Source organism: Nostoc sp., assembly GCF_036919495.1.
Lineage (GTDB): Bacteria > Cyanobacteriota > Cyanobacteriia > Cyanobacteriales > Nostocaceae > Nostoc.
Map to the genome: position 1 here is coordinate 25,398 of NZ_JBALBZ010000028.1, position 12,007 is coordinate 37,404.

Annotated in this window: 10 protein-coding genes; 5 read left to right on the forward strand and 5 right to left on the reverse strand. The window is 42.2% G+C overall.

Annotated elements, in window-relative coordinates; all coding sequences use genetic code 11:
* Positions 1-153: 153 nt before the first annotated feature.
* Both V7K25_RS03605 and V7K25_RS03610 read right to left on the reverse strand, forming a co-directional pair.
* Complete coding sequence (locus V7K25_RS03605; protein WP_335155143.1) at positions 154-1,734, reverse strand: efflux RND transporter periplasmic adaptor subunit; 1,581 nt, start codon at positions 1,732-1,734, stop codon at positions 154-156.
* A 97-nt stretch (positions 1,735-1,831) separates the two neighbouring features.
* A complete protein-coding gene (locus tag V7K25_RS03610) occupies positions 1,832-2,380 on the reverse strand; it encodes a hypothetical protein (RefSeq protein WP_335155145.1) in 549 nt (182 codons plus the stop codon).
* A gap of 497 nt (positions 2,381-2,877) precedes the next feature.
* On the opposite strand from V7K25_RS03610, the gene V7K25_RS03615 reads away from it, so the two are divergent.
* On the forward strand, positions 2,878-3,765 hold the full coding sequence (locus V7K25_RS03615; RefSeq protein ID WP_335155147.1) for a tetratricopeptide repeat protein: 888 nt from the start codon (positions 2,878-2,880) through the stop codon (positions 3,763-3,765).
* Between the two features lie 304 nt (positions 3,766-4,069).
* Here the strand turns inward: V7K25_RS03615 and V7K25_RS03620 are convergent, their stop codons facing one another.
* A complete protein-coding gene (locus tag V7K25_RS03620) occupies positions 4,070-4,474 on the reverse strand; it encodes a response regulator (protein WP_335155149.1) in 405 nt (134 codons plus the stop codon).
* A gap of 289 nt (positions 4,475-4,763) precedes the next feature.
* On the opposite strand from V7K25_RS03620, the gene gyrA reads away from it, so the two are divergent.
* The 4 genes from gyrA to V7K25_RS03640 all read left to right on the forward strand — a co-directional run bounded on the left by gyrA (position 4,764) and on the right by V7K25_RS03640 (position 8,262).
* Positions 4,764-7,265 carry a DNA gyrase subunit A gene (gene gyrA, locus V7K25_RS03625; protein ID WP_335155151.1) on the forward strand — a complete coding sequence of 834 codons (2,502 nt, stop codon included), beginning with the start codon at positions 4,764-4,766 and terminating at the stop codon, positions 7,263-7,265.
* Positions 7,266-7,274: 9 nt separating this feature from the next.
* Complete coding sequence (locus tag V7K25_RS03630) at positions 7,275-7,535, forward strand: hypothetical protein (RefSeq protein ID WP_335155153.1); 261 nt, start codon at positions 7,275-7,277, stop codon at positions 7,533-7,535.
* 12 nt (positions 7,536-7,547) lie between these two features.
* Positions 7,548-7,733, forward strand: a complete 186-nt coding sequence (locus V7K25_RS03635; protein ID WP_335155155.1) for a GNAT family N-acetyltransferase — start codon at positions 7,548-7,550, stop codon at positions 7,731-7,733.
* 343 nt (positions 7,734-8,076) lie between these two features.
* Positions 8,077-8,262, forward strand: a complete 186-nt coding sequence (locus tag V7K25_RS03640) for a chlorophyll a/b-binding protein (RefSeq protein ID WP_335155157.1) — start codon at positions 8,077-8,079, stop codon at positions 8,260-8,262.
* 141 nt (positions 8,263-8,403) lie between these two features.
* Here the strand turns inward: V7K25_RS03640 and rpoD are convergent, their stop codons facing one another.
* On the reverse strand, positions 8,404-9,573 hold the full coding sequence (gene rpoD / locus V7K25_RS03645; protein WP_335155159.1) for an RNA polymerase sigma factor RpoD: 1,170 nt from the start codon (positions 9,571-9,573) through the stop codon (positions 8,404-8,406).
* A gap of 1,758 nt (positions 9,574-11,331) precedes the next feature.
* Positions 11,332-11,910, reverse strand: a complete 579-nt coding sequence (locus V7K25_RS03650) for a fasciclin domain-containing protein (RefSeq protein WP_442948057.1) — start codon at positions 11,908-11,910, stop codon at positions 11,332-11,334.
* Positions 11,911-12,007: the final 97 nt, after the last annotated feature.

Genomic DNA, 12,007 nt, shown 5'->3' on the forward strand with positions numbered 1-12,007 from the left:
CTTCTCTTTCTTTGCGTCCTTTGCGTCCTTGGCGGTTCGTTAAAAAAATTGAGCCTTTTTACTCGACAGTTGAACCTTTTTACTCCCCTTTCTGTTCCATCCCCCTGCTCCCTTGCCTCTTTTTAACTAAACCGTATAGATTTAAAACTAACTTTAAGGGGAACCACCGCCAGAACGACTTCCCCCACCACCGCCAGAACGGCCTCCCCCGCCACCTGTACCACCACCACCTAGACCAGGCAAAACTCCTCCTCGTGGTGTTGATTGCGGACGCGATCCTGGTGGGAAACTGAGCAATACCCTTTCGTTTCCTGTCAATCCAGACTTAACTTCAGTAAAGTTATTCGCGCTGACACCAGCCTCAATAGGAGTAAACACAGGTCTGTTATTCTTTCCTGCCACAAACACACCTGTGGCATTTTCTTGCCGCACCACGGAGGCCGTTGGTACTACTAGAACATTTTCAACTTGACCGACTTGAAAATCTACTTCCGCATTCATCCCAGACCGCAGTAGCCTTTGAGGGTCTGAAAGTGATACTCTCACTTCAAAACTGGTGACGTTTTGCTCAACTATTGCTTGGGCAGCAATTTGGCTGACTTTACCTTCAAAAGTTTTTCCTGGGTAGGCATCAGCTTTAATCGAGACTTTTTGACCAAGGCTGATTTTGGAAATATTTGTTTCCGCTAAATTTGCGACAACTTCATTTGTTGAAGCTAGAGACAAGATTGAAGAAGAAGAAGAAGAAGCGACTTCACTACTAGCGGTTGTGGGTGTCACGAAAGCGCCGGGATCGGCAAACTTCTTTGTCACCACACCATCAAAAGGTGCGCGAATAATTGTGTCATTGATTTCGGCTTGGATATTTTGCAACGAACCGCGAGCAGATGTTACCTGGGCGCGGGCTGCGTCAATATCTTCTTGGCGCGTTCCGGCTTTTAGAAGTGCCAAAGCTTGCTGTCTTTGCTTCACCACAGCTTGTGCTTGCTCGATGTCTTCTGGACGTGACCCAGCTTTTTGCAGACCCAATGCTTGTTGTGCTGCATTCACAGTAGCTTGGGCAGCATCACGATCGGCACGGCTTTGGTTGAGAGTCTGAAGGGAAATACCGCCTGCATTGTAAAGTTGTTGATTGCGGAGAAGATTATCTTGTGCTTTACTTAGAGCCGCTTGAGTATTTTGTAACTGTGCCTGTGCTTGGGCAATATCTTGAGAGCGATTCCCTGCTTGTACCTTTTGTAGATTCGCTTCGGCTTCGTCTAATGCTCCCTGTGATTGGCCAATATCTTGAGGACGATTACCTGCGATCGCCTTTTGCAGATTCGCCTCGGCTTGTGCCAATTGTCCTTGAGCAGAGGTGAGTTGCCCCCGCAAGTTGGAATCATCCATGTAAGCGACAATCTGCCCCTGTTTGACGATATCCCCTTCCTTGACCAGCAGGCTTTTCAGGATGCCGGAATTTTTCGGGCTGAGGTTAATTGACCGCTCAGGTTTCACTGTTCCATTGGCTGAAACTGTGATTGTTAAACTCTGCCTTTCTACAGGCTGTGTCAGCACCCGCCGTCTGGCTTCTTGACGCGGAGCGATCGTTACTTGGTAATAAACGGCATAGCCAATTCCACCCAAAAGGCAAAGAGCAATTAGCCAAGAGAGCCAATTACGTTTCACCTTTTTTTTCTTTACCTTTGGAAGCAAAACTGATGAATCTACGGTATTTGGTGTATCAATTTTCATATTACTTTCTTTAAAAAGAATGGCTACCGAGCTAGTGATTCACGGCTAATATAGCCTGGTAGCCCTATATCAACAACGATTTTGAGTTTTTAGTGTTTTAAAGGTTTATTTGCAGTACTAATCCACTCGGAAGTCTGAAATAATCATCATGCACTCTAACTAATCTCCCAGCAGGAACAATTTCCTGATTAGGAAGAAGAATATCCCCGTTGGGAAGTCTGAAGTAACCTTGATTACGCAGTCTGGCTATGGATCTAGCAGAAATAATTTCCCCATTGGGATATCTGATGTCACCATTACCAAGTCTGACTACTCTGTTATTGAATTGGTTGTCACGGTTCCAATTATCTCGATCTCTAGGGTTTCTGATTTCTACAGGATAGGGTCTGCTGTCGCGGTTCCAATTATCCCGATCTCTAGAGTTTTCTACCTGACTAGGATAGGGTCTGCCGTCGCGATTCCAATTACTTCTGTCTGTATTTCTGTCTTCTCTATAGTTGCGTCTGCCGTCGCGATCCCAATTTTGATCGCGATCGCCAACAACATATACTTTCGTCTGGGCACTTGCAGGCGCAGTCAACATAGTGGGAACAACGATCAGGGCAGCAGCAGCTAAGACTATGGATATCCGGTTTGCTTTCAACATGGAATTGATTCCTTATTTGTATTAAAGTTATATTTTGCTGAGGTTTGAATTCAGCAATCTTTAGACAGTTGTTTTTGTTTTGGGATGAAGGTGTTTAATATTTACCTCTTCGTATAAATTCATACATATTAATTATTACTTAAAACGTCCAAACCAATGTATGACCAAAGTCATTAGTAATTCCAGACTGATGTATGACCAAAGTCATAAGTTTTTTTAATGGGGAGTAGGGAGTGGGGAATAGGGCAAAACAGTTCTGAGTGCTGAGTTAGGAGTTAAGAGTTAAGAGTTATTCTCCCCTCTGCCCCACTCAACACTCAGCACTCAGCACTCTTGAGGGCATTGGGCATTAATTAATAATTCTTCTTCCCCTGCTCCCTCTGCTCCCTCATCCCCACTCCCTCATACCTTTCTTTGTAAGATTTTGCTACCGTCAACAGCGCAGATCGTTTAAGCTAGCTGAAAGATTCTTTGATTAGTGGCTTAAAGGCGGTAATGTGCCTAAACATGTTCGTTTAATTTCTTTTTTAATGGTCTGTAGTTTATGGAGTATGCCAAAAGCCGCTAACGCGCAGGCATTAATACCCCATACATTGCAACTAGATGGGACAAAGTTAGAGAAGCAGGGGTTGACCTTGGCCCAAGAGGCGGCTCAACTGGCTCAGTTTCAACAGATTGATTTAGCTTTGCCACGAGCGCGGCTGGCTAGTCAACTGGCTCCAAAGAATGATAAAGTGTGGCTGCTCTTAGGTGGATTGCAACTGCAAACCAAAGAGTTTGACGGGGCGATCGCTAGCCTGAAAAAAGCGCAATCTATCAACCCCAAAAATGGTGATATTTTGTTTGCTTTGGGTTCAGCTAATTTTCAGCAGAAAAATTACCAAGCATCTGTTGTCAATTACCAAGACGGTTTGAAGTTAAAACCTAATGATCCAGAGGGTTTGTTTGATTTGGGTAATGCTTACTATCTGCTGGGTAAATTGCCAGATGCGATCGCACAGTACGATAAAGCCGTCTCCCACGATAAAAAATTCTGGCCGGCGATCAACAATATTGGCTTAATCAACTACGAACAGGGTAATATCTCTGAAGCTATTAAACGATGGCAATCTGCTATAACCCTTGATAAGCAAGCCGCAGAACCTTTATTAGCCTTAGCAGTGGCACTGTATACTAAAGGCGATCATCAACAAGCATTAAGCTACGGAGAAGCCGCACTCCGCATCGATCAGCGCTATGCTAGTTTGAATTTTCTCAAAGAAAATCTCTGGGGCGATCGCCTACTGTCTGATACGAAAAAATTCTTAGAATTACCCCGTATTCAAGCAGCCCTACAGCAACGAGAAAACTCATCATCAGCCCCTGAACAACAGCCTACTCAATAGGAGTGGGGATAAGGGAGCAAGGGGAGTAGGGGGAGTAGGGGAAGAAGAATTATTGATTAATTCCCCATTCCCCATTCCCTCTGTTATTACCACTTGCCTAATTACACCTTTTCGTAGTACATCTATACTAAACTGACTAAATACAGGAACTAGTACAGGTCGGCGGAAATAAATCTACCATTCAAAATATCCAGAAAGCCCAAAATTAAAGCTTTTTGACTTTTGAATACGTGACTTCTGCCTTACAGTACTATTTGCCCAAAATCTTGGTGGGCAAGTATTCCTGAAATTAAGTCGTCAATTCTCAATGGTCGTCTTTGGGGAGAAGTGCGATAATTTGGTCAACAAACTGTTGATGGTCAACAACTGGCTTAGAAATGTAACCATCAGCGCCGCTTTGCTTGAGAAAGTTTTCGCGATCGCCTTCCATAGCATGTGCCGTCACCAAAATAATGGGTAAGTTTGCTGTTTTGGGATCAGATTTTAACATTTGTGTAATTTTGATTCCATCAACAGATTTACCTTGGTAAACGCTTCTAGACAGAGAAACATCCATCAAAATCAGGTCAGCTTCTCCTGATTGGGCAATTTTTATTACTTCTTCGACATTTTCAGTGTGTTTCACACCCAAGCCGCCACGCTTGGACAAAATTTTGGAAAAAACACGAGCATTAATTAGATCGTCTTCGACAATTAAAACAGTTTTCATGAGATTTTTAGTTATAGAGGTGAAGAGATTCAAGAATTCCAGAATTCAAAATTAAGATTAAGAAATGCAATCATTGAAAGTATCATGGCTACTAAGTTTATGTAGATTATACTCGTGTGCATCCTTTTCAATAGTCAATTGCATCCTCGTCATCAAGGATGATACTACTGCTTTTTCTTCTATGACTATCAATATTTTGTTAGGAATCCCATTTCATCCGTTATGCTGTGGTTGCTGCAATATTGAGTTCCGACGGCTTTAGTGTAGTTAAATTTCAGGGAAAAAACTCATGGCAAAACAGTTAAACCTTCTCTCAACGGGACAGGTAATTACAACAGCCCTGCATACCGAGATGCAACGGTCTTATCTAGAATATGCCATGAGCGTGATTGTCGGGCGAGCGCTACCAGACGTGCGTGATGGCTTAAAACCAGTGCATCGCCGCATTCTATATGCCATGCACGAACTCGGTTTAGTACCAGATAGACCCTATCGAAAATGTGCCCGTGTAGTGGGTGATGTGTTGGGTAAATACCATCCCCACGGCGACCAATCAGTTTACGATGCCTTAGTCAGGTTGGTACAGGATTTTTCTAGCCGCTATCCCTTGCTGGCAGGACACGGTAACTTTGGCAGTGTCGATAACGATCCGCCAGCAGCGATGCGTTATACAGAAACCCGCCTCGCACCCATCAGCCATGAGGGAATGCTGACAGAAATTGGCGAAGAAACTGTGGAATTTGTCGGAAACTTCGATAATTCCCAGCAAGAACCAACGGTATTACCTGCTCAGTTACCGTTTCTGTTGCTCAATGGCTGTTCTGGTATAGCCGTGGGAATGGCGACGAATGTTCCACCCCATAACTTGGGGGAAGTTGTGGATGGGTTAATTGCCTTAATCGACAACCCAGATTTGTCAGATGAAAAGTTATTTGAGTTAATTCCAGGGCCAGACTTTCCCACTGGTGGAGAAATAATTGGTGAGACTGGAATTCAAGAAGCATACACCACAGGTAAAGGTGGAATTCTGCTGCGGGGAGTTGCGACTCTGGAGGAAATTCCAGCCACAAGGGGAAGCAAGCGACGGACGGCAATTATCATTACAGAATTGCCTTATCAAGTGAATAAAGCTGCCTGGATTGAGAAGGTAGCGGACTTAGTAAATCAAGGTCGTTTGCAAGGAATTTCCGATCTTCGGGATGAGAGCGATCGCGAAGGGATGCGAGTGGTAATTGAACTCAAACGTGATACCAATCCCCAAGAAGTTCTCCAGCATTTGTATCACCAAACTGCTTTGCAAGTGACTTTTGGGGCAATTCTCCTCGCAATAGTGAATGGACAACCCCGCCAGTTAAGTTTGCGTCAACTTTTGCAGGAGTTTTTGAGTTTCCGAGAAGAGACGCTCAACCGTCGCTACAATTACGAGTTGGAGAAAGCCCAAAGTCGTGTGCATTTGCTGGAAGGTTTACTCAAAGCACTATCTAATTTGGATCAGGTAATTGAAATTTTACGCCAAGCTCCCGATGGCAGTACGGCAAAAATCAACCTTTGTAGCCGACTAGATTTGAGTGAGGTACAAGGAGATGCAATTCTGGCTATGCCGTTGCGTCGCCTCACCAGTTTAGAACAGCAAAATTTGCAGCAGGAATTTGAGCAGATAAGTGAACAAATTAGATTGTTGGAGCTATTACTGAACGATCGCCGAGAATTACTCAAGGCGCTGAAAAAAGATTTGCGATCGCTCAAGCGCAAGTACAATGATCCCCGACGTACTAAGCTAGCACCTACCAGCAGCGACACAAAAATACAAGAGGACAAGGGGACAAGAGGACGAGTAGAGGAAGAAGAGGAACTTAAATCTTCTGAACCAGCAGAGGAAGCAGTTTTAGAATTTACTCAACGGGGTTATGTGCGCCGTACCCAGCCATCTGGGAGAAAGTCAAAAGGTGAAAATGGTTTGCATGATAATGACTTCATTATCCAAACTGTTTTAACTGACACAGAAAAAGACTTGCTAATCCTAACTGGTGGCGGCAAAGTCTATCCTGTGAAGGTGGGAGAAATTCCCCCAACCACTGGACGTTCTCCACGAGGGAAACCTTTGATTACCATGCTCAGTAGTACTGCTCAAGGCGCTCAAGAAGCTGTAGTCAGCCGCTTTTTACTGCCGGAAAATCTCGAAACTAAGCAGATGATTCTTTTAACAAAAGAGGGACGAATTAAGCGGCTGTCTCTGGGAGAATTTACTAACTTAACTCGGCGCGGAATCACAATTTTGAAGCTCAAAGACGATGATGAATTGTCATTTACCCAGTTCACCAAACCAGGGGAACATCTGATTTTAGCTAGTTCCGGTGGGCGACTGTTGCGCTTTGCAGTCAATGATGAACAATTACCGATCATGGGTCGCACCGCGATGGGTTTACAAGCATTTCGGTTATTGAAAAATCAGCAAATGGTTGGCTGTGTCACTGTCGGGAAAGATGACCAGCTACTGCTAGTTACTCAAGAAGGATATGCCAAGCGAATGCCTGCGAGTCAGTTAAGAGCGGCTAATCGCGGCGATTTAGGCACGCAAGCGCTGAAATTTGCCAGCAAAACTGACAACTTAGCTGGTATGGTTATAGCGACGATCGCATCTGGCGAGGTAGCTTTAGTGACGAATAAGGAGCGGGTAGTGCGGTTACCTTTGGAAACAGTGCCAATATTGGGCAGAGATGTTAAAGGTGAAAGTATCATCCAACTCAACCGCGATGAAAAAATTATCACCGTTGCTGAAGTGCGATCGTAAATTAGGGTAATGTTCAACTTGCGACAAGCCAACTTGCAGGATTTAGAGGCGCTAATCCAACTGCGTCTCGAACTCCTGCGGGAGGCTGGCGATATTAAAGGTGACTCTGACACCACAAACCTAGCAGAAGCAACTCGAAAATATCTTGGCGAAAAAATGTCGGCGGGTGAGTTTTTAGCTTGGGTAGCTGAAGTGAATAACCAAATTGTTGCCACTAGGAACTTGGTATTTTTTCAACGATCCCCTTACAACGGGAATTTTTCAGGCTGAGAAGCCTACGTTATGAACGTTTATACAATTTCGATGTGGCGAGGCCAGGGAATTGCAACAGCATTATTAAAGGAAATTATTAACTTTGTCAGGGCAACTGAGGCAAAACGCCTCTGGCTTCACGCCACTGAGGATGGTAAACGTATCTACGAGAAGCTTGGTTTTGTCTCGACTTCAAAAGAAATGAAAATGGTCTAGTATGGAGCTAAGTATTTTTGACTCCAAATATCTCTATAAATTATCAAATAGTTTTTTAATTTTAAAATAACAAACTCTATATAAAATAAAGCAATGTAAGTTATTTACTTGAATAATAATCTCAATAAGCTATATTATTTATGACAGTAAAAATTTACATAACATTTTTTCTACCTCAGTAAATCTCACTGAAGGTAGATGTTTGTATATGTATAAATAGTTATTTTCATTTGTGTCAAGCTATAGAAATAAAAGTATAAAACATGTTGCCTTTATTAAAATATTTGTTATATTAGTTTACATAAGGAAATAAACCTTAAAAATTAAGCTTGGAGTCCGAACCATGACAAATGCAACCACAACAAAAGTAACTACTCCTGTAATTCAAGATCGCAACGCTTGGCGTTGGGGCTTTACTCCACAAGCAGAAATTTGGAACGGTCGCCTGGCAATGATTGGTTTTTCAGCAGCCGTTTTGGTTGAGCTTTTTTCTGGTCAAGGCTTTCTACATTTTTGGGGCATTCTATAAGTTTTAATATTTAAGATGACCTATAAATAAAAAAACCTGGAGTGCTAATATCACTACCAGGTTTTTTATTGTTTTGTCATTTGTCAGTTGTCATTTGTCATTTGTTTATTTACTAATGACCAATGACTAATGACTAATTGACTACCGAATATACTCTTTGAGAACGCTATTACGATTTGGGTGGCGTAATTTGCGGAGTGCTTTCGCCTCAATTTGACGAATGCGCTCGCGGGTGACGTTGAAAATCTGTCCAATTTCTTCAAGAGTCTTCATGCGACCATCATCCAAGCCGTAACGCAGTCTGAGAACATCGCGTTCACGAGGACTTAGACTATCGAGGACTTTTTCGAGGTCTTCGCGCAGAAGATTTTTGGAAACTTGGTCTTCTGGCGTTTCACCATCGGATTCAATAAAATCGCCCAATCGAGAATCTTCTTCTTTACCAATGGGTGTTTCTAATGAAATGGGTAACTGGGCGGATTTAGCAATAAACCGCAACTTCTCAATGGTCATTTCCATGCGAGTGGCGATTTCTTCTTCAGTGGGTTTGCGACCCATTTCTTGAGACAGTAACTTGGTAGTTTTCTTAATCCGAGAGATGGTTTCGTAAAGGTGAACTGGAAGGCGAATTGTGCGGGATTGGTCAGCTATAGCCCTGGTAATTGCTTGACGAATCCACCATGTAGCATAAGTGGAGAACTTATAACCTTTTTCGTGGTCAAACTTTTCAGCGGCACGAATCAAACCGAGACTGCCTTCCTGAATTAAGTCTTGGAACGACAAACCACGATTCATGTACTTCTTGGCAATTGAAACTACAAGACGGAGGTTAGATTGCACCATCTTGTCTTTCGCCCTACGACCAACATGGAGGCGATAACGAAAAGCTGGCAAAGGTAGTTGTACTGCTTCTGCCCATTCACTATCTTTAGGATCGCGATCTAACTGTTCACAGAGTCTTTCCCGTACCCTCTCTAATTCCAGCAAATCAGCGATTTTCCGCGCCAATTCAATTTCTTCGTCTGCCCGCAACAGCCGAATTCTACCAATTTCTTGCAAGTAAAGCCGAATTGAATCTTCGGTATAGTGCTTTTTCTTGCTTTGTGTCCGACGACGCGATTTAGCGGCTTTTCCAGACTTTGCGTCGTCCTCATCAGACTGAGGCTCTAAAAATTCCTCGTCACCTTCATCGATGATCAGCAAGTCCTCTTCATCGTCTATTAAGAGTTCTTCTAACTCGAGCTCAGGCTGATTCATTATTTCTAGGTCAGGCTGATATATGCTTTCGAGTACGTTGTTAGCCTGGTTCATGCCGCGTTCCTCATGCTCCTTGCAGAATCAATTACTCAAGACAAGATGTGTTTAATGCTCTTTTAAACGAGCTATTCATTAACCGAAAATAAGCTTTTTGGCAGATTTGCCAGAGATACTTCCGGACGTTTTAGACCTCCGGTTGGAGGTTTTTTACTTTAGTTTAAGCGATTACTAAAAGTGACTTGCTCATCTTAGTAAATATTATGTGTGTTGCTATCACACACTGCTTTCAACTAACTGGTCAAAAAAAAGACTCGCCTTTATCAAAAAATTTGCCACTCTATACTAATGAGTTCAGACTGTTGGCAGATTTTCCTAGAAAGACTCTTCCGATTGTAGCCTGTTTCACAGAAATTGCACTCTTTTTGTGTATTAATCATGAACTTCTAAAGCAATTATTAGCCACTATTACCAAAAAGACATTCAAAACAGGAGTTATACTCTTAAATTTTTCTCCACTTTTCAGAATTGCAGTGACCCTCTTATTACATTACAAAGTAAGTACGTTTGCTTTGCCGAATTTCATGTGTTTTACACAACATTCATTACTTAGGAAGAGTGAATTTTATGTTAACTCAGACGATTTGTCTTAATCTACTCATTTTTACATTTCCTTCACAAATTACGCATTCCTTAGACTAAAGCGGTTCTTGACCTTGGGTAAATACAACAAGGGTGATGGTGTTTGCCTTAAAGCAGTTAACCTTCTGCGTACTAATTACCTTAACTGAGGAGTTGAGGCTCTGGCAGAATCGACCTGATAGCAGATCAATTTAGGTTTAACTAATTTGGTCTTATTCACACGTTAGCGCACTGTGGCGATTTCAGCCCTATGAAACTTGACAAACTTTTCTTATTGTATACAAGGATATTTTAATCAATACAAAAAGAATTTGTCCTGTGAACTCGCCAGTATAGTCTTATTTAAGGCAAAAGTTCATTAGATACATCCGATACAATAGCGATCGCTAAGGCAGTACATGAAGATATTAACAAGTTTGCTGCCGATAATGTCCGCTTCCAGTAGGCATTACCTCGAAGAAGGAGAAGCCAGAAGATTGCCTGATGATTTGGTTACTAGCTTGAATTAAGTAAGCAATTTGTAAACTTCAATACTTCTATTACGGTAAAATTCTGTCATTCTATTATGAAAAATCCTCAAAATACTTATTAATTGCTGTTTGATAGATGAGATTCAGTTATTTTCTTAAAGCATAACAAATGTGTTTCTAGCTGGTGGACAAAATAAATCAGCCATTCTGTCCAAAGAGTATCATCTTAACTAAACTTCCATAAAGTTGGTAGTTTAGCTAACAGTAGAAGATTGAATTTTTGTAAAATATTGACAATCAGCAAATTATATGGTTATTTAATAACAAAAAAATTTAGAATTTTTGTAGTTATGTTGCACTGTTCTACGCCTTACGTGGTAGAGCAATCTAATTTTTTTATTAATTGTTAGCGTCTAGTTTTCGCTAAGGGTAGGTTTAAAAGCATTGGTGTCAACTTAAGTAAGCTAGAAATCGCTTATCTGTTGGCTTCCACGCCCGCCCAGAAATGAATTTCAGCGGCTCATAGCCAAAGTCTACTGAAATAGACTAAAGATTTTACAGATTATTTAGTCATCTTTAGATGACTTGAGCTATTAGCAAGGAACTTCAGTTCCTTATGTGACTCTGAGTTTTACGTTAACTTGACACCAATGGTTTGAAAGCCACCTCTAACGAAAACTGGAAACTGTAAGCAATGCTTGAACTACCGTGGTGTTGGGGTGGTTTTTAGATTTGGTGGAAAATTAGGTGGCAGAAGTACGCGATCAACTATATGAACGATGCCGTTGCTAGCTGGGATGTCTGGCTGAGTCACTTTAGCGTTGTTAACTGTGATTGAGTTGCTGGCACGATCAACTGTGATTTGAACAAGACTACCCTCAATTGTTTTAACTCGTCCAGATGTCAATTGCTGGGAGGTAATTCCCCCAGGTATAACGTGGTAGGCGAGAATCTTGACTAATTGTTGTTTGTTTGCTGGCTGTAAGAGTTGATCTAAAGTAGTTTTTGGTAAAGCAGAGAAAGCGGCGTCAGTAGGTGCAAATATTGTGTAAGGGCCTGGTTTAGCAAGCTGTTCAGTTAAGCCTGCGGCTTGTACTGCTCGGATAAGGGTTTGAAACTGTCCTTGACTAGCTGCTGACTTTGCCAGTTCTGCTAAATTTTGGGTTGCAATGGTGGCAGTAGGAGTTGGCGTGACAGGAGGGACAGTTGCTGTAGGAGTTTCGGCAGGTTGAACGCAGGCAGACAGAGCAATCAAGCTACTTATGCCAATAATATTGAACAATATTTGTATCGGCTCAATAAGTAGGGGTAGCGCAAGAAAATTATGATCTTAGAGGTCGCGGCATTATAGAATATGACACATGACGCAAAAGCAGTTG

What these genes read in the sequence shown, in the direction of transcription:
- V7K25_RS03605 (WP_335155143.1), bottom strand. Translation starts at nt 1,734, where the DNA reads ATGAAAATTGATACACCAAATACCGTAGATTCATCAGTTTTGCTTCCA.
- V7K25_RS03610 (WP_335155145.1), bottom strand. Translation starts at nt 2,380, where the DNA reads ATGTTGAAAGCAAACCGGATATCCATAGTCTTAGCTGCTGCTGCCCTG.
- V7K25_RS03620 (WP_335155149.1), bottom strand. Translation starts at nt 4,474, where the DNA reads ATGAAAACTGTTTTAATTGTCGAAGACGATCTAATTAATGCTCGTGTT.
- gyrA (WP_335155151.1), top strand. Translation starts at nt 4,764, where the DNA reads ATGGCAAAACAGTTAAACCTTCTCTCAACGGGACAGGTAATTACAACA.
- V7K25_RS03630 (WP_335155153.1), top strand. Translation starts at nt 7,275, where the DNA reads ATGTTCAACTTGCGACAAGCCAACTTGCAGGATTTAGAGGCGCTAATC.
- V7K25_RS03635 (WP_335155155.1), top strand. Translation starts at nt 7,548, where the DNA reads ATGAACGTTTATACAATTTCGATGTGGCGAGGCCAGGGAATTGCAACA.
- V7K25_RS03640 (WP_335155157.1), top strand. Translation starts at nt 8,077, where the DNA reads ATGACAAATGCAACCACAACAAAAGTAACTACTCCTGTAATTCAAGAT.
- rpoD (WP_335155159.1), bottom strand. Translation starts at nt 9,573, where the DNA reads ATGAACCAGGCTAACAACGTACTCGAAAGCATATATCAGCCTGACCTA.